The organism is Acinetobacter sp. R933-2, assembly GCF_030325485.1.
In the GTDB taxonomy this organism is placed as follows: domain Bacteria; phylum Pseudomonadota; class Gammaproteobacteria; order Pseudomonadales; family Moraxellaceae; genus Acinetobacter; species Acinetobacter sichuanensis.
Map to the genome: position 1 here is coordinate 1 of NZ_JACAIJ010000015.1, position 23,091 is coordinate 23,091.

The 23,091-nt window shown below is 35.9% G+C and carries 21 protein-coding genes; 8 read left to right on the forward strand and 13 right to left on the reverse strand.

Annotated elements, in window-relative coordinates:
• Positions 1-141 (reverse strand): CoA-transferase (locus HX005_RS15665; protein ID WP_286378129.1); only part of this gene is annotated, 141 nt, incomplete at its 3' end.
• 294 nt (positions 142-435) lie between these two features.
• On the opposite strand from HX005_RS15665, the gene pcaU reads away from it, so the two are divergent.
• The gene (pcaU, locus tag HX005_RS15670) at positions 436-1,260 is read left to right on the forward strand and encodes an IclR family transcriptional regulator PcaU (RefSeq protein ID WP_286378072.1); all 825 of its coding nucleotides are present in this window, start codon (positions 436-438) and stop codon (positions 1,258-1,260) included.
• A gap of 21 nt (positions 1,261-1,281) precedes the next feature.
• On the opposite strand, the gene HX005_RS15675 is transcribed toward pcaU, so the two are convergent.
• From HX005_RS15675 to HX005_RS15695, 5 genes are all read right to left on the reverse strand, one after another.
• Complete coding sequence (locus tag HX005_RS15675; RefSeq protein WP_286378073.1) at positions 1,282-2,022, reverse strand: SDR family NAD(P)-dependent oxidoreductase; 741 nt, start codon at positions 2,020-2,022, stop codon at positions 1,282-1,284.
• A 70-nt stretch (positions 2,023-2,092) separates the two neighbouring features.
• Positions 2,093-3,436 (reverse strand): MFS transporter, encoded by a 1,344-nt coding sequence (locus HX005_RS15680; RefSeq protein WP_286378074.1) that lies wholly within the window; start codon positions 3,434-3,436, stop codon positions 2,093-2,095.
• A 124-nt stretch (positions 3,437-3,560) separates the two neighbouring features.
• On the reverse strand, positions 3,561-3,890 hold the full coding sequence (locus HX005_RS15685; protein WP_286378075.1) for an NIPSNAP family protein: 330 nt from the start codon (positions 3,888-3,890) through the stop codon (positions 3,561-3,563).
• Complete coding sequence (locus HX005_RS15690) at positions 3,880-5,637, reverse strand: FAD-dependent oxidoreductase (protein WP_286378076.1); 1,758 nt, start codon at positions 5,635-5,637, stop codon at positions 3,880-3,882. The genes HX005_RS15685 and HX005_RS15690 overlap by 11 nt, the downstream gene beginning before the upstream one ends.
• Positions 5,638-5,874: 237 nt before the next feature.
• Positions 5,875-6,684, reverse strand: a complete 810-nt coding sequence (locus HX005_RS15695) for an IclR family transcriptional regulator domain-containing protein (RefSeq protein ID WP_286378130.1) — start codon at positions 6,682-6,684, stop codon at positions 5,875-5,877.
• 179 nt (positions 6,685-6,863) lie between these two features.
• Between HX005_RS15695 and HX005_RS15700 the strand changes: the two genes are divergently transcribed.
• Positions 6,864-7,604: an SDR family NAD(P)-dependent oxidoreductase gene (locus HX005_RS15700; RefSeq protein ID WP_286378077.1), complete on the forward strand. Its 741-nt coding sequence runs from the start codon at positions 6,864-6,866 to the stop codon at positions 7,602-7,604.
• Between the two features lie 183 nt (positions 7,605-7,787).
• On the opposite strand, the gene HX005_RS15705 is transcribed toward HX005_RS15700, so the two are convergent.
• The gene (locus HX005_RS15705) at positions 7,788-9,002 is read right to left on the reverse strand and encodes an MFS transporter (RefSeq protein WP_286378078.1); all 1,215 of its coding nucleotides are present in this window, start codon (positions 9,000-9,002) and stop codon (positions 7,788-7,790) included.
• Between the two features lie 97 nt (positions 9,003-9,099).
• Between HX005_RS15705 and HX005_RS15710 the strand changes: the two genes are divergently transcribed.
• Entirely contained in the window at positions 9,100-9,879 is a 780-nt protein-coding gene (locus HX005_RS15710; protein WP_286378079.1) for an AraC family transcriptional regulator, read from the forward strand.
• Positions 9,880-9,915: 36 nt separating this feature from the next.
• On the opposite strand, the gene HX005_RS15715 is transcribed toward HX005_RS15710, so the two are convergent.
• Together HX005_RS15715 and HX005_RS15720 are read right to left on the reverse strand one after the other, a co-directional pair.
• Positions 9,916-11,073 carry a hypothetical protein gene (locus tag HX005_RS15715; RefSeq protein WP_286378080.1) on the reverse strand — a complete coding sequence of 386 codons (1,158 nt, stop codon included), beginning with the start codon at positions 11,071-11,073 and terminating at the stop codon, positions 9,916-9,918.
• Positions 11,074-11,202: 129 nt separating this feature from the next.
• Complete coding sequence (locus tag HX005_RS15720; RefSeq protein WP_286378081.1) at positions 11,203-12,255, reverse strand: Rieske 2Fe-2S domain-containing protein; 1,053 nt, start codon at positions 12,253-12,255, stop codon at positions 11,203-11,205.
• 207 nt (positions 12,256-12,462) lie between these two features.
• Here HX005_RS15720 and HX005_RS15725 point away from each other — a divergent pair, with 207 nt between their 5' ends.
• Positions 12,463-12,942, forward strand: a complete 480-nt coding sequence (locus HX005_RS15725) for a MarR family winged helix-turn-helix transcriptional regulator (protein WP_107008786.1) — start codon at positions 12,463-12,465, stop codon at positions 12,940-12,942.
• 86 nt (positions 12,943-13,028) lie between these two features.
• Here HX005_RS15725 and HX005_RS15730 read toward each other — a convergent pair whose 3' ends face one another.
• Positions 13,029-15,221, reverse strand: coding sequence for an OsmC domain/YcaO domain-containing protein (locus tag HX005_RS15730; protein WP_286378082.1), 2,193 nt, complete (start codon positions 15,219-15,221; stop codon positions 13,029-13,031).
• Between the two features lie 207 nt (positions 15,222-15,428).
• Entirely contained in the window at positions 15,429-15,815 is a 387-nt protein-coding gene (locus HX005_RS15735) for a hypothetical protein (protein WP_107008788.1), read from the reverse strand.
• 242 nt (positions 15,816-16,057) lie between these two features.
• On the opposite strand from HX005_RS15735, the gene antA reads away from it, so the two are divergent.
• The 4 genes from antA to HX005_RS15755 all read left to right on the forward strand — a co-directional run bounded on the left by antA (position 16,058) and on the right by HX005_RS15755 (position 20,743).
• Positions 16,058-17,467: an anthranilate 1,2-dioxygenase large subunit gene (gene antA / locus HX005_RS15740; RefSeq protein ID WP_107008789.1), complete on the forward strand. Its 1,410-nt coding sequence runs from the start codon at positions 16,058-16,060 to the stop codon at positions 17,465-17,467.
• Positions 17,468-17,469: 2 nt separating this feature from the next.
• The gene (gene antB / locus HX005_RS15745) at positions 17,470-17,961 is read left to right on the forward strand and encodes an anthranilate 1,2-dioxygenase small subunit (protein ID WP_107008790.1); all 492 of its coding nucleotides are present in this window, start codon (positions 17,470-17,472) and stop codon (positions 17,959-17,961) included.
• 10 nt (positions 17,962-17,971) lie between these two features.
• Positions 17,972-19,003, forward strand: coding sequence for an anthranilate 1,2-dioxygenase electron transfer component AntC (antC, locus tag HX005_RS15750; RefSeq protein ID WP_107008791.1), 1,032 nt, complete (start codon positions 17,972-17,974; stop codon positions 19,001-19,003).
• Positions 19,004-19,396: 393 nt separating this feature from the next.
• A complete protein-coding gene (locus tag HX005_RS15755; RefSeq protein WP_286378083.1) occupies positions 19,397-20,743 on the forward strand; it encodes an MFS transporter in 1,347 nt (448 codons plus the stop codon).
• Positions 20,744-20,811: 68 nt separating this feature from the next.
• Here HX005_RS15755 and HX005_RS15760 read toward each other — a convergent pair whose 3' ends face one another.
• Together HX005_RS15760 and HX005_RS15765 are read right to left on the reverse strand one after the other, a co-directional pair.
• Complete coding sequence (locus HX005_RS15760) at positions 20,812-21,795, reverse strand: AraC family transcriptional regulator (protein ID WP_286378084.1); 984 nt, start codon at positions 21,793-21,795, stop codon at positions 20,812-20,814.
• A 271-nt stretch (positions 21,796-22,066) separates the two neighbouring features.
• Complete coding sequence (locus HX005_RS15765) at positions 22,067-22,978, reverse strand: LysR family transcriptional regulator (RefSeq protein ID WP_107008834.1); 912 nt, start codon at positions 22,976-22,978, stop codon at positions 22,067-22,069.
• Positions 22,979-23,091 lie beyond the last annotated feature (113 nt).

The window sequence follows — 23,091 nt, forward strand, 5'->3', positions numbered from 1 at the left end:
GTCTTTGATGCCGAGCTCAATCAAACCATCGATCAGTTCTGCAGGTTGTCCAGCCGTACCAAAACCGCCAATCATGATGGTCGAACCGTCCTTGATTTGTGAAAGCGCATCGTGAAGTGAGAAAGCACTTTTATCAATCATTAGACAACTCCATTTGCTATAAAAATAAAAAAAATAAATCTAGCTCAGGATTGTGCTGAATATTCATAAGGAAAAAATCACACCCAATCCCGAGTGTTTTTGTGTAGATTTCGCATATTCATTTTTATTGTTTTTTGGATTTTGTTCTAGCATAAAATAGCAAAATTGTTCGATAAACAGTATAATTGTTCGATGATCGAACAATTATTCGTTTTTTGTTCACGTTTATGTCAATTTTAAATTAACCTAATACGATAAGTATTTATGGTAAATCAACAAGGAATGTATTAAAAAATGACTGTAGAAAATGAACTCGAAAAAAAGATTTTAGAAAACTCAGAAAATAAAAAACTGATTCGACATGAAGATTTTGTAGCTGGTATCAGCAAAGGTATGGCGATCTTGGAATGTTTTGGTTCTGAACGTCATCGTTTAAATATTAGTATTGCCGCAGAGAAAACAGGCTTAACACGTGCAGCCGCAAGACGACATTTACTCACTTTAGAATATTTAGGTTATTTGGAATTTGATGGGCATTATTATTATTTAGCTCCTAAAGTTTTAAAGTTTTCAGGTGCTTACCTCAGTGGGTCGCAACTGCCAAAAATCTGTCAGCCTTTATTAAATTTATTAACCACACAAACTTCTCTCATCTTTTCAGTGATGGTTTTAGATGGTTTTGAAGCAATTACCATTGCTCGAAGCGCAGCGCATCAACAGACAGATCGAGTCAATCCTTATGGTTTGCATTTAGGTAATCGTTTACCTGCACATGCCACATCCGCAGGGAAAATTTTATTGGCACATTTAAGTTTGGAACAACAACAAGAATGGTTAGAAAAATATCCATTAAAGCGACTGACCAAATATAGCTGTATGGATAATCAGCATTTTTTACATATTTTAGATGAAATTAAAGAACAAGATTGGTGCTATTCTAGTGAAGAACATGAACTTGGGGTGCATGCTCTTGCTGTTCCTATTTATGGACCTAAAGGTAATGTTGTTGCTGCACTGAATATTGTATCGCCCACGATGCGCACCACAAAAGAATATTTAATTCAGCAAATACTCCCTTTATTACAAGAAACTGCACGTGATTTAAGAAATGTAATTTAAATTGTATCGGGCAAAAGTTGATTATTGCGTGGTATATCCACCATCAATTGCATAATTTGCCCCAGTGATAAATGAAGCCTGATCTGAAAGTAAAAAGATGACCAAATTTGCAACTTCATCCACTGTACCTAACCTTTGAATAGGATGTTTAATCTGTATTTCTTCGGTTTGAACTTTGCGGATTAATGGCGTTTCGACATAACCTGGATGAATAGAATTCACACGAATATTCTGCTGTGCATAATCTAGAGCAGCAGCTTTGCTTAGTCCAGTCACACCATGCTTTGCTGTGATATAAGCTGCCCGATTTTTAGTCGCAACAGTACCTAAAATAGAAGAGGTATTCACAATACTGCCACCGCCATTTTTCAACATTAATGGGATTTGAAAATGTAAACAATAAAAAATACTGTTTAAATTTACATCTATTTGCTTATGCCATGTTTCAATAGATAAATCAGCAATACTTTTGACTGGACTTGCAATTCCAGCATTATTAAAGGCGAAATCTAAACCTGAAAAGTGTTGATCAATTTGCTCAATACAAGACTGCATAAACTCAACATTGGAAACATCACCCACCTGTAGCAAAATATCAACATGTGATCCGATTAAACGGACAGTTTCAGCTAAATGGTTTTGATTAATATCAATTAAACATAACTTGCAACCATATTTTGCTAACAAAATACTCGCAGCTTGCCCGATTCCAGAGCCAGCACCTGTCACCATGGCAACTTTATTTTCAAAATGATATTGCATAAATCTTCCTTGTTTTATACTAAGTGTTGTTGTTATTGATTCATAAATACCAACAACACTTTGTTAAATATTAATAATTTAAGCTTTTCACACTGGTAATTTTCTTTCTTGGCGATTGCAATAAAATTGCTAAACCTGATAAAAATGCAGGGATCATTAATAAAGTAAACATCGTCTCTAGTGGAATTTTTGCATTAATCATCGCCGCTCCTGCAAAAGCACTTAAAATCGCACCTAAACGTCCGATGCCATTCATCCACGTTGCCCCTGTTGCTCGCGCACTCGTTGGATAATAGCCCATTGCAACCGAGGTTAAACCTGTAGAACCACCATTAAAGGTAAAGCCTAAAATCAATGCCATCACACACATTAAATTAAAGTTCTGACTAAACTGACCTAAAGCATAAGTGGCAAATGTACCCACCAACATTGCAATAAATAGAACCACTCGTGGACGATATTGATCCATCAGCCAACCTAAAACCATACAACCTAAAGGTCCACCCAATTGAAAAAATGATGTGACTATAGCCGCTTGAGAAATACTAAATTGATTCATTTTAATCAGTGTAGGCAACCAACTACTACATAAATAAATCAAGAACAATGCCATGAAATAAGCAATCCATAACATGACCGTACCATACAAATATTCACGTGAAAGAATAAGCTTTAATCCCGCTTTTTCGGTTGGGATTTCATTTAAATAAAACTGATAATGTTCAAATTTTTGTTGAGGATATAAACGATGTAAAATCAATTGGATTTTATCTTGTGCATTACCCTTTTTAACTAAATATGTAATCGACTCTGGCATTTTCCAATATAAAAATGGCGCTAAAATTAAAGGTAAAATTCCACCCAAAACCAACATACTGCGCCAACCAAATTCAGGAATCATCCATGCAGCTAAAAAGCCTGCAGCCGCCGCACCTAAAGAAAAACCACAATAAACAGTATTTACTGTAAAGGATCGACGACGATCTGGTGCATATTCTGCTGCCAATGTTGCCGCGTTGGGTGCAGCAGCACCTGCACCGAGTCCCGTTAAAAAACGATAAATAATCAAATGCGTAATATCTGTTGAAAAAGCAGTCAATAAAGTAAAAATACCAAAACCAATCAAACTCAAAATCAGGACTGGTTTACGCCCAAACTTATCGGATAATGGTCCTGAAACCAAAGCTCCAATCGCTAAACCGACCAGTGCAGCGCTCAGCACAGGCGCGATTTGCTGTGCAGTAATGCCCCACTCTTGTATAATCTGCGGTGCAATTAAGCCCATGACCACCACATCAATACCATCAAGTGCAATAATAGCGAAACAGAAAAATAAAATGAGTTTTTGAAAATTTCCCACTTTATTTTCATTCAGTATTTTCTTAATATCCATCCTTTGCCTACTTGTGCTCATTTTTCATTCTCCTTATAAAAAAGCACGAAGCCCCTGTAGCACTGCAATGACAGTACCGTTTCCAAAACACAGGGATTGATTGATTTATGAATTAAATCGATTCATAAAATGATTTAAAAATGAATCATAAATTAAATGACTTTAAATGTACTGGTCGCACCAATTGGTTTGTTTGCGACTGCACAAGTCCTTCAGTTTGTTGTAAATAGACTTGAAAATCAGGGTCAGTATCTCGCGCTAAACTACGCTTTTCATAATCATCTAAACTATCGTAACCCCACAAATGCACCACCTGATTTAATGAACCAATGGTCGTGACATAAAATCCTAAAGGCTGCCCAAGATGTTTTTTCAATACAGGCATTGCTAAATTATCAAATAATGCTAAAAATTTTGGCAACATACGTGGCGTAATGGTATAAATTCGATGGTCAACAATTGCTTTATGAAACATTTTGCATCTCCTCTTGGTTTTGTTGTGCTAAGCCTTTACCGCCTTTGGCTAAATTTGCAATATGTAACCCTGTCAAATAACCAAAAGTCATGATGGGTCCCAATGTAATGCCTGCACCTGGATAATTTCCGCCCATCATACTGGCACGATCATTTCCTACCGCATATAAGCCGACAATTTTTTGATTTTTCGAGTTAAGCACTTCTCCAGTGACCGCTGTTCTAAGTCCATCAAATGTGCCCAGATCTCCCATAAAGACTTTTACTGCATAAAAAGGTCCTACTGAAACAGGTGCAATACACGGATTTGGCATATGTTCGGGGTCTGCTAAATAACGATTAAATGCTGTTGAACCACGTTGAAATGCAGGATCTTCACCATTTACCGCATGTTTGTTGTATTCAATAATCGTATCACTTAAATTTTTAGCATCAATTCCTACATTTTTTGCTAACTCTTCTATGGTATTTCCTTTCATTAAATAGCCATTTTTCACTAAACCTGATAATGGCATTGGTGCAGGTTTTGCATAGCCTAGACCATATTTAGCAATGGTTTTTTGGTCGCAAATCAACCACATTGCAGTTTCGGACATCCCTTGACATGCTCGAAATAAAGCAGCACCAACATCATGATAAGAGTTTGACTCGTTGGTAAAACGTTGCCCATTTTTTAAAACGCCAATAATGCCAGGCTTATAACGATCTAATAAATGTGGAAATACACCATAACCCTCAGTTTGTGGCACTTTTGAAACAGGCATCCATGCGGCAGCATCTTGATATTGAATATCGACTGCACCGCCGACTTGTTCTGCCATGCGGCAACCATCACCTGTATTGCTGCTTGGAACTGGGGAGATATGTTCTCCACCTGTTTTTAAATGTGCATAAGTTGTTTTTAAACGTGCAATATCATGTGAAAAACCACCACATGCCAACACAACACCATGCTTTGATTTAAGCTTTAATTTTTTACCTTCTTGTAAAATTTCTACACCTACAATTTTCCCCGATTCTTGTAGCAATTTTTGTACGGGTGTTGATGTATAAATCGGAATATCTAAATCAAAAGCTGATTTTGCCAAGCGTGCTGCCAAAGCATTTCCACTGGTCACATTGGTTCCTCGACCATAAAAAGCCAACTCTTTCATATGAATGGCTAAACGCTTTGCTACATACATAAATGAAGTAAATGATTTAGTTGCATTAAAAAAATGTTTTAAATCTGCATTTGACGAATTAAACATCATGCCCATAAAAGTAATGGTTTTTAAGGGTGGACGTAAACGTTTCATATTTTCGCCTAAACTACGAATATCAAACGGTGCAGCTAAAATAGAACGTCCAACCTCAACCCCACCCGATACATCAGGATGATAATCTGGATACAAAGTAGGAATAAATTTGACTGTGGTTTCTTTCTCAAAAAAATCGATCATTTTAGGTCCATAGTCTAAAAAGGCATCGACTGCTTGAGCATTATAAAAATTTTGAGTTTCGTGTTTTAGATAGTTAATTGCTGCTTGTTTTGAATCTTGAATACCATTTTTTTTAGCGTGTGGATTATTGGGAATCCAAAGCACTCCACCAGAAAATGCAGTTGTACCACCAAAAACTGCATCCTTTTCTAAGACAATCACCTTTAGCCCCTGCTTTTTCGCGGTAATTGCCGTCGATAATCCTCCTGCACCTGAACCTATTACAATCAAATCCCAATCATTTTGTTGATCTAATGCATCATGCATATCTTCACTCCATGCAAATAACTCTTCATCCATGCTTCGTTATTATCGAAACACACTCAGAATGATGTTTTGACTTTTCCTTTGTTTTTTAAACTAATGATGAAAAAGTCATTCGCAAAGTGCAAAATTCAATCAATGCGCGATGATCGTACATATCAGATAATATTCGTACAAATACTATGAAACGAATATCGTGACTGTGATCAATCATCCCAATATTCAAGATCATGAGGGGTTTTAAATCATATCGCGTATTTCCTTTGCAGCCTGTCTTAGCATAGGCACAATGGTATTCACCAAATAAAAATCATTGACTTTATTGACTGATGCCACAGCGTTCATCGCGGCAATGAGTTCTCCCTTTTGATTAATAATAGGGACTGCAACTGCAACAACCCCAAGTTCATATTCCTCACTAGAAATACAATAAGCCTGCGCTCTAATCCTCTGTAATTCTTGTAAAAAAACGTCCTGCTCAGTCATTGTATAATGGGTAAAGCGACGTAATTCATAATGCTCAAGCCATTGTTTTTGCTCTTCAAGACTTCTTTGTGAAAGTAATACTTTACCTGTAGATGCAGTATGTGCTGGTATTCTATTGCCGAGATGAATGCCAAAAGGGCTGACTCGAAATTCCTCATGCTGCGGTGAAATACTACGTGCCACAGGAACCAATTCATGATGGTCTAAAACAACAACAGAAAAAACCAAAGAAGTTTTTGCCGCTAAAATATTCAGTACAGGTTGAGCTATTTTAGGTAAATGTGCTGTATGCAAATATGCACCAGAGAATTTTAAAACTTTATGTGTTAGCCAGTAATAATAATCATCTGTATCTAAATACCCTAAAAACTTCAATGTTTTTAGATAACGTCTTGCTGCCGTTCTGGTTAGACCTGTACGTTCTGCTGTTTGTGTGACATTGAGGCGCTGTCGGTCTGAGCCAAACGCTTCTAAAATACTGAGTCCTTTTGCTAGACCTGCAATATAATCATCATATTTTATCTGCTCACCTGATAATTCATCCTGAATTAATTCATCACGCATATCATTCTCTCTTTGTTGTTTTGCACGATCATCGTCCACTTGATATGAATACCGTTCAAAAGCATATTTGTAAACTACTCAAATTATTTTTTAGTGGCTAATTTAAATTTAGGTCATTAATCAATGCCAAATTTTTAGCATTTAGGCTGCTTATTTATTATTGAATCAAGGAACGAAAAATGTCTAGACTGAAAGACAAAGTATGCATAATCACAGGCGCAGCATCAGGTATGGGGGAAGCTGAAGCTTTTGCTTTTGCCACACAAGGGGCAAAACTTGTGATTGCAGATCTGAATATTGAATCTGCTCAACAGGTTGCAGATAAAATTAGACAAATGGGCAATGAAGTACTTGTTGTACAGGTTGATATTACTGAAAAGGCTCAATTAGAAAACTTAGTTCAGACCACACTACAACACTTTGGCAGAATTGATGTTTTGCTGAATAATGCAGGTATTTTTGATAAATATATAAATAGCTTAGACACCAGTGAACAACTTTGGGATTTAGTTTTTAATATTAACGTGAAATCTATTTTTAATTTAAGTAATTTAGTCTTGCCACATATGATTGAACAAAAATCTGGCGCGATTATCAATATTGGCTCAATTGCTGGACTTGTTGCAAAAATGGGGGGCGCATCTTATACCGCATCCAAACATGCTGTACTGGGTTATACCAAGCATCTTGCTGCCGAATATGGAAAATTTGGGATTAAAATCAATGCTATTTGCCCGGGAACAATTCGCACGCCTATGACTGCTGAGATGTTAAAAACTCGCCCTACAGACAAAATTCCTTTAGATCGTTTTGGTGAAGTCAATGAAGTTGCTGACTTAGCGATATTTTTAGCATCGGATGAAGCTCAGTTTATGTCAGGTGCATGTATTACGATTGATGGAGGATTTACCAGTATTTAAATTTTTATTTATAAAATAAATGCGTTTAATTATCTCATTTACGTCTAGCATTTTTAATATAAATCATGATGATACAATTGAATTTGAGATGATATTTAAAAATTATATTAAAAAATAAGCATGAATATAAAAAAGGTCATGATTTATATTCATGCTTAGGCTATTTATTATTTAACAGTGATCTTACTTTTTTGTATTAGGTAAAAATAATGAACCAATTCCTAATAAAGGTAAGAATGAACACAGCATAAATACCCATTGAATCCCTTGATGGTCTGCAAGATAACCTAAGGCTGCTGCCGCAATCCCACTGATGCCAAACATTAAACCAAACATCATGCCTGCAATCATGCCAACACGCCCTGGCACCGCTTCCTGTGCATAAACCACCATGGCTGAAAAAGCAGAAGACATCACCAAGCCTGAAATCACAGATAAAATCAATGTCCAAGTCAGATCTGCATGAGGCAAAATCAGCGCAAAAGGTGCCATACCGACAAAGGAAATAATGATGACCGCTTTACGTCCAATTTTATCGCCTATCGGTCCTCCAACAAAGGTTCCCAAAGCGACAGCAGCCAAAAAGCCAAATAAATAAAATTGTGCTGTTTTTAAAGAAAGATCAAACTTTTCCATTAAATAGAAGGTGTAATAATTGCTTAGACTGACAATATAAGTAAATTTTGCCAACATCAAAATCGCAATCAACCCCAAAGCCCGATACAAAGTCTTGCCATGCAATTTGTTCTGAATTGCCTGAGAAGCTGTATTAACAGTGCTTTTTTTATGTTTAATCGTCCATCGACTGACTTGATACAGCACCCAAATCGCCAATAATGCAAATAACATAAACCATGCTGTTGCCGCCTGACCATTGGGGATAATAATCGCTGCTGCCAATAATGGACCAATCGCTGAACCTGAATTTCCGCCCACCTGAAACGCAGATTGTGCTGTACCAAATTTACCACCCGATGCCATTCGTGCCACACGTGACGCTTCAGGATGAAAAGTTGAAGAACCGACGCCAATCAGTGCAGATGAAAGCAATAACATGCCAAAATTTGCTGAAAATGCCAAACCTGCAATCCCGATCAAAGTCACACCCATCCCCATTGGTAATAAATAGGGTTTAGGATGTTTGTCTGTATATAATCCAATCCAAGGTTGTAACAATGATGCTGTCACTTGATAGACCAATGAAATCAGACCAATCTGGGTAAAACTGAGTTGGAAATTGACTTTCAGCATAGGATAAATTGCAGGAAGTACCGCCTGAATCAAATCGTTAAGTAAATGTGCAATCGCCACTGCGGCAATCATCGATGTGACCATTTGAGTCGGTTGATTTGAAACAGTTGTAGTGCCAATTTCACTAGATTGAGGATTCGGCATCATATATATCCTAGATCAGAGGTAGGAAGATGCATTATAATTCGTCATATCAAAGCTTATATTCCAACAATCATCGTTTAAGTGACAATTGAGTTGAATTATGACACATTCTACTAGGAAATCTGCTGCTTTAGTGACCTCAATGTCATCATCACGTGAACATGGCAGTATTATTCCTCAGCATTTTCATTGTCGTGGTCAACTGTTATATGCTGTTGAAGGTCATATCCGTGTCTATACATCAGATCACATTTGGATTATTCCACCGCACTGTGCGTTATGGATTCCTGCTTATTATGAACATAGTGTTTTATCTTATGGGCAAGTTTGTCTAAACTCAGCTATGGTTGAAGAAACTGCAGCACAGGCCTTGGGTCAGCACTGTTTTTTGGTTCGTATGAGTAATTTATTACGTGAATTAGTTTTACGTTTAAATCACCCTAAAACTGATGATGATCTGACAAATCAATCCAACAATGACCAACGTCAGGCTCTAGATCAAGCCCTGCAACTGCTTATTTTCAATGAGATTCAACAGTCTCATAATTTTTCTTTAGACATTCCATGGTCACGCGACCCACGTTTGATCCAGATCTGTTCAGAATTGATTGATCATCCCGACAGTCAAAAAGATCTGGATGCATGGGCAGATCAAATTGGTACCAGTTCACGTACTTTAATTCGACTATTTCAAAAAGAAATGGGATTGAATTTTCGGCACTGGCTGCAACGCATGCATGTCGTGTTGGCTTTGGGATATTTATCGGAGCATCTTTCAATATCACAAATTGCAGGAAAACTCGGCTACCAAAGTAGTAGTGCATTTACAGCCATGTTTAAAAAACTGCTAGGTGCTCCACCGAGTCATTTCCGCAAATAATCAGCTTGGTTCAATCATTGTATTTCATCAGAAAAATTAGAAATAAGCATCAAGCAACAAAGATTTTAAATTCGTAGGATCTTGAAGATGTTTTACAATAAACTCTGAATGTTGAATACTTTCTTGCACATTTTTCAGATCTGTTTTGTATTTTTTATATAAATCTTTAGTTTTAATTTTGCGCGATGAAAATAATGCAATATGATTTCCCCAATCAAAACTATCAATAATCTCTTTGATCTCAATATCTAATTCTTCAATTTGTGTTTCAAGTGCAGTATTATAAAATTTAAGCTGTTCATCTGCATAAGATTTTTGTGCTGTAGATACATCCTTGTCAATATATTGTTGTAACTTTAATAAAGTAAATAAATCTTTCTTTTCATATGCTTGGTTGGTCATCTGAAAAATTTCAGTTTTTTCAACTTTTTTTACTTCATCTAATTCACGATCTGGGTGTATCGCTGCTGCAATTTTTGAGTAAATTGATTTTAAAGATTGGTTTGCCATTTTTTTGGCATACTCTTGTTTTTCCAGTTTTTTTTGTTCTTTTGCACGTTCACGTTGCATTTGTTTTTCAATAGAAATTTTTTCTGCTTCATCTAAGCTTTGTAAAAATTCTTGTTCTATTTTCTCATTAATTTTCGCAACTAAACCGTCTATATCTTCTACATCAAAGTCAAAATCAACCACTGTTACATCAACACTCATTTCTTGACATACCATTTTTTTGATCATTTCTTTTTGTAGATTTATGATCATTTCCTCAGCAAATTCAGGAACATCTGTATTAGAGTTGTTTTCTGTTGAAGCACTGCTATCAGGCTGAAAATAATGAAATATTCTACTTACCTCGTCACATTGTAACTCAGTCAGTGTATTCACTCGCATAAGTTGCGCTGAAATATGAGCGATTCTATCATCGAGTATTTCTTTGTATCTTTTGGTCAGTTTATTTTTTAATTTATGCTGCCACAACATTTCAAGCTGTTGAAAATATAATTGATGTAATTGTGCATAAGCTGGCAGTAATTCTTTAGCCGCTTGGTGCTGAATATCTTGTTGAGCATGTTGCCATTCAGCCAGTAAGTTTTTTTGTTGATCAAGCTTTTTTAACAATTGATTAAACTTTTTCTGTGTTGCAGAAAGATTCGGCTGATCTTGTTGGAGCGAAATATCGAGATATTGCGACATAAATAAAGATAAATTTAAAATTTAATTCTTACAGATTATAAGGCTTTTTGTGGTTTTACAGAAATATTTAACAAAATAATCCATGCCTTTCTCAGAAGAACATCATCAACAAAGAAAGGCTTAAACACATCAAATCAAATCTGCAATAATACGTCGAGCACGGACTAAGCCAACATCAATATGAATACCCACCATTTCCTTGTGTTCAAATTGCTTTAAGTTTTTAAATTGCGCTTCGATCACGACTTTATCTTCATCAAAAGTAAGGCGTGTTTGTTCGATCACAACCTTGGCGATACGCTCACGATCATGCTGTGGGTTGGTTGACATTGTCCAAAAATAATGACAAGTATTTTCTGTTTCAGGTGTAATTGCGTGGAAACCTCGCATATTAAAACCATTACGTTCAGGATTATCTAGGCTATCTGTGCCTGTATCAATCGCACCAGTCCAAATACGAATATGAGAAACGCGAAAATCAATTTCTTGCCACCGATCAACTTTAGCTTGGAATGGATATGCCATGCTATATGTTGGCGGTGGATCTGAAGCAAGCATATGGCGTTTGACCACCACTTGATTGTCCCCTTGTGTCACTTTCATTTCAGCATTCATGTGAATCTTAGCATTGCCACCAATGGTTTTTAAATGCACATAGGCTAAATGACTTAAATCCATCAAATTATCATGAATAAGTTGATAAGGTGCATCATAGTGATAAACATCACCATCGTAGAGATAGTCTTCATGTTCATGATAAGGATAGTCTGGAACTTCACTATTGGGAGTTTCATATTCAAAACTATACCAAAGCCAAATTAAGCCTTGTTTTTCAACAACATGATAATGTTTTACTTTTGCTTTATTAGGTACTTTATCTTGTCCGGGAACTTCAACACACTGCCCTGTTGCATTATAAAGTAAGCCATGATAACCGCAACGTATTTGCCCATTTTCTAAATGACCACTTGAAAGTGGCATACCACGGTGACAACAACGATCCTCTAAAGCTGTAACTTTTCCTTGAGGATCTCGAAATAAAATCATTGGAATATTGAGTACTTTTCTTGCAATAAAGTCATCTTTCAACTCCTTAGACAGTGCCACCACAAACCATTGATTTTTAGGAAAAGAGTTTTGTTGGCTTTCCTCTACCAGATCAATTTTTAGCTTATTATTCATTTTCATATCCTTATTTTTCAATACCTTATATTATGAAATTCAATTTTCATAATACTTTAATGCTCACCAGCAATGATATTTAAATCCTTGTGATTTAGTTTAAAATTAAAGCAATATAGTTGCAAAGTCAACTTTATAGTTGCTAAAACAACCATATTTACACAATCATCTATGCTATGATGATGAAAAACTAATTTTTAAGATGAAATGAAAACACAATCAACTTTAGAGCTTGAACGCTATATACCTGCATTGATTACTTTTTTTTCAAATAAAATGTCTCTTGGTTCTTCACAAATTTATGCTCAGCTCTTTCAAATCAATATTATCGAATGGCGTATTTTGTCAATGCTAGCGGTTGAACCTAATATCTCTGCTCGTCGGATCAGTCAAGTGATTGGCTTAGATAAAGGTGCTGTAAGTCGTGCAATTGCTAAACTTAAAACCCAAGAATATGTTGAAATTAAAGAAGATAAACGAGATGCAAGAGCAACAAAAATTTGCCTGACAATACAAGGAGCGCATCTACATGATGAAGTATTTAAAGTGGCAATGGATCGTGAAAAGGTTATTTTTGATATTTTATCTACGGAAGATAAAGAACATTTGATTCGTATTATGACCCAACTGAATGCACATATTATTGATGCAAATGAACAACTCAATGAAAAATATCTAAACCCGTAGCGACTACGATTCTACAAAATAAAAGCGTGGCACTACACCACGCTTTTATCGTTCTTCATACTATTATTTAGATGATTGATTTAGATTCATGCACTGACAAATTTTGCACGTGCTGCATGTAACTTTTTATAACTGTCAATCAAGCGCAAATGACGATCCAAACCTTCAAGTTGCATATTGGTTTCAGTCAAACCGTAGAAACGAATGCTGCCATCCATTGAACCAATCACTGCATCCATTCGTTCATCACCAAACATACGGCGGAAATTATGCTCATAATCATTTAAATCAAGCTCATCGTCCAGTTCAACTTCAAGGACCACATTCATACACTGATAGAACAAACCACGTTCTACTGTGTTGGTGTTGTATTGCAGGAATTGTTCAACCAATTCTTTTGCTTCTTCAAATGCTTGCAGTGCAATATAAATCAGCAATTTAAGCTCTAGAACAGTGAGTTGCCCCCATACTGTATTATCATCGAATTCAATCCCGATCAACGTCACGATATCCGTATAGTCATCGACTTCAACTTCCTCTAAGCGCTCAACCAATGCTTCGAGTTGTTCTTCATCTAAACGATGAATATTTAAGATGTCTTCACGGAAATCTAAAGCTTTATTGGTATTGTCCCAAATCAAGTCTTCTACTAAGTAAATTTCAGAATAATCAGGCACTAAAATACGACATGCCGTTGCACCTAAATGCTGATAAACCGCCATATAAACGTCTTTGCCCATGTCTTCGAGAATCGCAAATAATGTTTCAGCTTCTGCAGCATTATCACCATTGCCTGTAAAGTCCCACTCGACAAAGTCATAATCTGACTGTGCGCTAAAGAATTTCCACGACACCACACCACTTGAGTCAATAAAATGCTCAACATAGTTATTCGGCTCAGTCACTGCATTGCTGCTAAATGTCGGTTTTGGTAGATCATTTAACCCTTCAAAACTACGCCCTTGTAACAACTCAGTTAAACTGCGCTCAAGTGCCACTTCCAGTTTAGGATGCGCACCAAACGAGGCAAAAACCCCACCTGTACGTGGATTCATCAACGTCACACACATGACTGGGAATTGCCCACCGAGCGAGGCATCTTTAACTAATACAGGGAAACCTTGTTCTTCCAATCCTTGAATACCTGCAACAATTTTTGGATATTTCGCCAAAACCTCATCAGGTACATCAGGCAAGGCAATTTCACCCTGAATAATGTCACGTTTCACGGCGCGTTCAAAAATCTCAGACAAACATTGTACTTGTGCTTCAGCTAAGGTATTGCCTGCACTCATCCCATTGGAAAGATAAAGATTTTCAATTAAATTGGATGGGAAATACACCGTTTCACCATCCGACTGACGTACAAATGGCAATGAACAAATGCCACGTGCTTTATTGCCTGAGTTGGTGTCATACAAATGTGTACCTAATAACTCATTTTCAGGGTCATAAATTTCACGGGTATAATCATCTAAAATTTCAGTTGGCAAAGCCCCATTGGCTTGTGGTTGAAACCATTTTTCATCTGGATAATGCACAAATGCAGCATTGGCAATTTCTTCACCCCAAAACTGATCGTTATAAAAGAAATTACAGTTTAAACGCTCAATAAACTCGCCCAAAGCTGATGCCAAAGCACTTTCTTTGCTTGAGCCTTTACCATTGGTAAAACACATTGGCGATTGTGCATCACGAATATGCAAAGACCATACATTCGGGACAATATTGCGCCATGAAGAAATCTCAATTTTCATGCCCAAACCCGCCAGAATTCCCGACATATTGGCAATGGTTTCTTCTAAAGGTAAGTCTTTACCCGCAATAAATGTGGTGCTTTCTTTGGCGAGGTCTGGCATCAGCAAAGCTTGAGCATCTGCATCAATGCTTTCCACTTCTTCAATCACAAACTCTGGACCCGTCTGGATCACTTTTTTGACGGTACAACGGTCAATGGAACGTAAAATACCCTGACGGTCTTTGTCTGAAATATCCGCAGGTAATTCAACCTGAATTTTAAAAATTTGCTTATAACGGTTTTCAGGGTCAACAATATTATTTTGTGACAGGCGAATATTGTCGGTGGGAATGTCACGTGCCGCACAATAGACTTTTACAAAATATGCTGCACATAAAGCCGAAGATGCAAGGAAATAATCAAACGGTCCTGGTGCAGAGCCATCGCCTTTGTAACGAATCGGTTGATCTGCAATCACCGTAAAGTCATCAAACTTGGCTTCTTGGCGAAGATTGTCGAGATAATTGACTTTGATTTCCATGTAAGCACCTAAATTTTATGTGTATAAATCAGCACATAAATTTGAAAAATATTAAAACAAGTCGATGAAAAGAATTGACTTTAAAGAGAACAGAAGTAAATTTATTTAAATCTTAAACTTAAATAACTTACTCCTAAAAGAATAGCTGCATTATAAAGAGATTTTATACACTTGATAATGTTTGTCTGTCATTCCTCATGATTTTGCCTAAATTTCACAAGGATTTTTGATATTTTTGGAAAAATTCGCGATATTGAGAAAATAAATTTGCACATTATATTTCAATTTCGCTATGGCTAACTCGCAACACTCATTGACTGGAAAATCTCCTGTTGCCATAAACTCGCTTAATAAATACAACATATATTGCTGAGTATCACCATCGATCTGAAACACAATTTTACTGCTTTCAATTTGCAGCAGTTCATTTTCATCTATAACACAACTTAAAATTTTACTCGTTATTTTGTCTTGTTTTAAATATTGAATTTGGATAGATAAAAGCTTTTGATGGAGCAATGCACTCAAATTTTGAACGTCTGCTGCGTCAAAATAAACATGTAATGAATATTTACTAATACGTTGTACGATCATTGTTTTGCCTTTCTTCTTTCAAGTTCATCATTTTATTTCTAAATATATTTTTAGATATCAAGCAGCATTTTTTCACATTTAGATTGCAGCAGCATCTTATTGCGATTTTCCAATCACGTTATTTTTTTCAATTTTAAAACAAAATGCACTTATAGGATAAAGAAACGGAAAAAGTGGATAGAGCGAATTTCTCTTTCGGGTTTCAATCACCTTAGAGATGTTTAAATATGGAGAAAAGCAGAATGGAAACACGTAGCACAGCCGAGTGGCAAGACTTTATCAATAATTGTTTAGATTTCCGTCCTGAAGATGGTGTATATCGTATTGCACGTGAAATGTTTACCGAAGCAGAATTATTTGACTTGGAAATGGAACATATCTTTGAAAAAGTATGGATCTATGCTTGTCATGAAAGCGAAATTGCAAATAATAACGACTTTTTAACGGTGCAAATTGGTCGTCAACCGATGATTATTAACCGTGATGGCAATGGACAATTACACGCCCTTGTTAATGCTTGCCAACATCGTGGTGCAACATTGACGCGTGTTGCAAAAGGTAATAAATCAACATTCACTTGCCCATTCCATGCATGGTGTTATAAATCGGATGGTCGTTTACTCAAAGTGAAAGGTCCAAGCGAATATTGTGAAGACTTTGATAAATCTGCACGTGGTTTAAAACAAGGACGTATTGCAAGCTATCGTGGTTTCGTTTTTGTGAGTTTAGATACACAAGCAACAGATACACTAGAAGATTTTCTAGGTGATGCAAAAGTATTTTTAGACTTAATGGTTGACCAATCTCCTACAGGTGAGCTGGAAGTTCTACAAGGAAAATCAGCCTATACATTTGCAGGGAACTGGAAGTTACAAGATGAAAATGGTTTAGATGGCTACCATGTAAGTACAGTTCATTATAATTATGTTTCTACTGTGCAACATCGCCAACAAGTTAATGCAGCCAATGGTCAGGATTTAGATACCTTGGACTACAGTAAACTTGGCGCAGGTGATGGCGACACTGATGATGGTTGGTTTAGCTTTAAAAATGGTCACAGCGTATTATTTAGTGATATGCCTAACCCAACAGTCCGTCCAGGTTATGACGTTGTCATGCCACAATTGGTTGAAAAGTTTGGTGAAGATCGTGCGAAATGGGCAATGCACCGTTTACGTAACTTAAATTTATATCCAAGCCTGTTCTTTATGGATCAAATCAGTTCACAATTACGTATTGTGCGTCCTGTGGCTTGGAATAAAACTGAAGTGATTAGCCAATGTATCGGAGTCAAGGGCGAGTCTGCACAAGCACGTCGCAACCGTATTCGCCAGTTTGAAGATTTCTTTAATGTATCAGGCTTAGGTACACCAGACGATTTGGTTGAATTTAGAGAACAACAAAAAGGCTTCCAAGCACGTTTAGAGCGTTGGAGTGACATTTCACGTGGTCATCATAACTGGAATTATGGTTCTAGTAAAAATGCAGAAATTTTAGGTATTCAACCTGTCATCACAGGGCGTGAAATTACCCATGAAGGTTTATATGTCAACCAACACGGACATTGGAGACAATTACTCCTTAATGGTTTAAAGAAAGACGCACTGAAAATGCACGATATTACATTCCAAAATGAAACAGCGGAGGTTTAATCATGAACATGGAATTAACGTTTGCAGTGACTCAATTTTTAAACCAAAAGTCAGAATATTGTGATAATTTTCAATGGAATGAATATTTAGAACTGTATGATGAAGATAGCGTTTATCATATTCCACAATGGATTGATGATCATCATTATGTCACTGACCCAAATCAAGGCATGTCTTATATTTACTATGAAGACCGCACAGGCTTAGAAGATCGCGTGTTTCGTATTGAAACAGGAAAAGCTGCTTCAGCAACACCTTTACCACGTACAGCACATTTTATTAGTAATGTTCGTGTCAAAGAACTTGCAGATGGTTTAGTTGAAGCAAAAGTCGTTTGGCAAACGCTTTATAACCGCCAAGGCTTAGAGGGCTGCTTCTATGGTCATGCGACCTATACTTTACGTAAAACAGAAAACAGTTTCCGTATTCGTAAACAGCATACGATCTTACTGAATGACAAAATTGATTCAGTTTTAGACTTCTATCACGTTTAAGGAGTCTAAAATGGGACATTCTGTGGCGCTGAATTTTGCAGATGGTAAAACCTTTTTTATCGCAGTAAATAATGATGAATTGTTGCTTGATGCAGCAATTCGTCAGGGCATAAACTTGCCTTTAGACTGCCGTGAAGGTGTTTGTGGAACCTGTCAAGGGCAATGTGAAACAGGCATTTATGAGCAAGAATATGTCGATGAAGAAGCACTCAGTCCACGTGATTTAGCTGAACGTAAAATGTTAGCTTGCCAAACACGAGTACAATCGGATGCTGCTTTTTTCTTCGATCATGATTCAAGTATTTGTAATACAGGCGATACCTTAAAAATTAACACCATCGTCAAACATGTTGAGTTAGTTTCAGAAACGACCGCTATTTTACATGTTGATGCCAGTCATTATTCTGAGCAATTGCAATATTTAGCAGGTCAATACGCACGTTTACAAATTCCTGATACAGATGAGTGGCGTTCATATTCATTTGCAAATCGTCCTAATGCCACGAACCAACTGCAATTTTTAATTCGCTTATTGCCTGACGGTGTCATGAGTAATTATTTACGTGAACGCTGTCAAGTTGGTCAAAGTATTGTCATGGAAGCACCATTGGGCAGTTTCTATTTACGTGAAGTTGAAAAGCCTTTGGTGTTTATTGCAGGTGGGACGGGTCTTTCCGCATTTTTAGGTATGTTAGATCATCTCGCTGAACAAAAAAACCCGCCTAAAATTGAACTTTTTTATGGGGTAAATAAAGAAGTAGATTTATGTGAACAGCAACGTTTACATGACTATTCTCATAAAATAAACAACTTTAGTTATCATCCAATCGTGACCCAAGCAACAGAAACATGGTCTGGAAAAACTGGATTTATTCATGAACATTTAAATAAATCTCAACTTGCAGAACAAGCATTTGATATGTATTTATGTGGTCCACCGCCCATGATTGAAGCCGTCAAAACTTGGTTAGATACTGAATCATTGAGTAATTTTAAAATTTACAGTGAAAAGTTCTTATCAAGTAATACGGTTAAGGCATAAACCAAACATAACACAAGGTTTAAAAGAAAATATTTCTAAAATGTATTGAACAATTTGAGCAATACGGACAAGTATTTGCAATGAAAAGCGACATTTCACAAGATAAATAACATGTACATTTTCAATGCTTATTTTCTCGAAAGCCTTGTGTGTTAAATCCTAAACCCTGATTTCAACACTCATTATTTTTTAATTGTGTCATCGGTACCAACCCTATACTTTCCTAGAAAAATCAATGGAAAGTTCACTAAAAATATTTTCAACCATCACACAACTTGCTAAAAAATAAATGAATAATTTGGATTAAATACAATCATTTTAAAGGGTTAAAAATATTTAACAGACACTCTTGCAAGGTAACACAATCGATTTTCAATCATTAAGGGAATAATTATGCAAACAATCGATATTAATCGTGTCATAGATCGTGACAAACTTTCACCATTACAATGGCTGGTCTTTTTACTTGGTTTTTTAGTCTTTTTCTGTGATGGATTAGACACAGGAATCATTGGCTTTGTTGCACCCTCTTTACTTGACGACTGGGGAATTACTAAACCACAACTTGCGCCTGTACTCAGTGCAGCATTGGTCGGGATGTCCATCGGCGCAATTGTTTCAGGTCCACTTGCGGATAAATTTGGACGTAAAAAAGTCATTGTAACGACCACATTAATTTTTGCTATTTTTACTGTTCTATGTGGTTTCGCAACATCTACTCAAGATTTAACGATTTATCGCTTTATTACAGGTATTGGTTTAGGCGCAGCAATGCCAAACATTAGTACTATCGTCTCTGAATATATGCCGAACAAACGTAAAGCCTTTTTAACAGGTCTTGCAGGCTGCGGTTTTATGTTGGGTATTTCTTGTGGTGGTGTGCTTTCAGCTTTTCTTTTAGAAAATTTAGGTTGGGCAAAAGTTATCATTATTGGTGGTGTTATTCCTGTACTTTTAGCGGTAATTTTAATGCTAAAACTACCCGAGTCTACTCAATATTTAGTGAAGAAAAATCAGCATCAGCAAGCACGCCATATTTTAGAAAAAATACAAGGTCAGGCATTTTCTGAAAATGTACAATTTAAACTTGCGACAACAGAAAATAACCTGAGCGATGAAAGCCCTGTAAAACAAGTTTTAGGGAAATATCTCTGGGGCTCAAGTATGCTATGGCTTTGCTGCTTTATGAGTTTATTGGTGTTCTATCTGTTAACCAGTTGGATGCCGACCATTCTTAAAACTGCAGGTTTTACGACACAACAATTTAGCTTAATTGCAGCAATTTTCCCATTTGGTGGCGTGATCGGTGCGACAGTCATGGGTTATTATATGGATAGAACTAACCCAACCAATGTCATTAAGTATTCATATTTTATTGCCTTTTTATTGTTTATTTTAACGGGTTTTGTTAGCTCAAATATTTTACTTTTTGGCATTAGTATTTTTATGATTGGAGCTTTACTTGCGGGTGCACAGTCTTCTTTACTGCCACTTTCAGCAATGTTCTACCCTTCTACTTGTCGTGCAGTTGGTGTGTCTTGGATGCATGGTATTGGACGAGTTGGCGCAATTTTAGGGGCATTTTTTGGCTCATTGATTTTTACATTTGAATTGAGTTTAAGTGGAATTTTCTATGTTTTAGCCATTCCAACACTCATTTCTTTTATCGCTTTAAGTCTAAAAGTTATGGTTGAAAAATCAAAAAGCAAACAGCAGATTAAATCGCAAGAATTGGCTTAAATATTAAGCGCCTATGACTGAATCTTAGGCGCTTAATTTATTTTTCTATGTAAAATTAAATATCAAAATTATTGAAATTTGGCTTTGGTCTCACTTGGATTTTCACCAAATTCTTCCCGATATTCTTGTGAAAAACGACTTAAATGACTAAACCCCCAATCATAAGCCACTTTTGAAATTGAAATCTCTTGCTGCTTACGGCTACTTAAAGTTTTATAAACTTTCTGTAAACGATATTTTTTTAAAAAAGCCAAAGGGCTCATGCCATAATAATATTGAAATTGTTCATAAAGTTTACTTTTTGAGACGCCAGCAACGTGTAAAATCATTTCTACAGTAATCATTTCATGTGCATGATCCATCATAAATTGTTTTACATTTCTAATAAATAATGGAATATCTTGACATGAACCCTCTCGTAAAGCTGCGGAAAAATTATTTTCTTGGGAAAGTAATAATGCCTTAATCAAGAAATTTTCATAATCTTCAGAAAACATTTGTAAACCATAAAAACCTGTATATTGTGCCTTAACCAACATAAAATTTTGAATATTTGACCACCAAGCAGCAATCATTTGATCTAATGCTAAATTCATCGTTGGATTAAAAACAATACTGTCGCGGATGGGTTGGTTCAGTAAATCCGATAACACCAATTGCATACTTTTTTCGGGAATGACCACTTGTAATTTTTTACAGTCTTTATCAATAAATAAATCTTGAAAATCATTATTTGAAACAATTAAACCACTGCTTTGGTCAGACTGATAATGTTCACCTCGAATATTTAATGATTGTTTACCATGCAAAGGTAAACTAATACTATAGGCTTTAAGCTGCGAAATATTGATAGCAACATTTGCACCATATTGAATACAGCCAATGGTCATATGTTTTTTGGGTAAACGTAAGCCGTCATACTGAAAATCTAAAGTATCACGATATGTGGTTTCTAAACGATGATCACCACAAATACTCGACATCAAATTTTGAGCAAAATCAGCTTGTTTTGTATTATGTTTTAAATCTGAGTGTTGGCTAAATGATTGCATCTTCCTTGTACCTCGCTGAGGTGTTTTATTCCAAAATTGTCCGTTTTAAAATTTCCTTTTAATATGAACAATTTCCACATCATTTTGGCGAATAACTTATAATTTAAAATAAAATTCCTGATAAAAATAGTCTACTTTATTAAAGCTGAAAATATAATAAAAGTTAATAGATTTTATGACATAAAGTTATACCAAAAAAGTATAATTTTCCAATATCATGACGCTTAAACACTTCACTTATTTTCCAACCTTTAAAATTGTATTTTAGCCTTTAAAACTCATACTTATGATAAGAAACACCTTCTAAATCATAAACTTGATAAACACAATCAAAGAAAGACTGAATATCCTCTGTACATCCTGTATTACGGATAGAAACCATAACATTACTGATCGCACTTTGATCCAAAATAGGTACAAACTTCAAGTTAGTCAAATGAATGTTTTGTGCGCTTGCAGGTACAATAACCATTCCATCTCCTGCTGCGGCAAAACCACATGCTAATGCTAACTCACGTACATAACGTACTTTTTCAGGTTTTAAATTTTGTTCAGCAAATAATGCTTGAATATGATGTGAAAAATTAGGTTGATCATTTTTAGGATAAAATAATAATTCCTCTTTCACCAATTCTTTTAAAAATACACCCTCTTGTAATGCCAAAGGATGACCTGCATGAACTGCAAGAACTAATCGTTCATCTCTTAATTTTGTTCTTTTAACTTCTGGGTCTGAAATATCCACTCGACCAAAACCAATATCAATACGTTTCATTTTTAACGCCTGAATTTGATCCATAGAAGATAATTCGACTAATTCTATTTTTAAATGAGCATTTCTTTGTTTAAATAAAAAAATAACTTTAGATAAATAACCAAATAATAATGATCCGACAAAACTTAAAGTAATGGTTCGATCAATCACGCCTATTTTTTTGGTCATCGATTTTAATTCTTCAGCCTGACTTAATAACTGAAGTGCGTGATTATAAAAAAAACCACCTGCTTCAGTGGTCACCAAAGGACGACTACCTCTTTCAAAAAGTTGAACTCCAAGTTCACTTTCTAAATTTTGGATTTGACGACTTAAAGGAGGTTGAGCAATAAATAGCTTTTCTGCCGCCTTAGTAAAACTTTGTTCCTCTACAACAGCAACAAAATATTTTAAATGTCTAAGCTCCATGCGTGCATTCCCTTGACTTTCAGCAATTGAGTAAATCATTTCTCTTATATTTACTCTCAAGAGAATAATAACTTAAATTAAACTTTAAAAAAATATTCTTTCGTACAGCATTG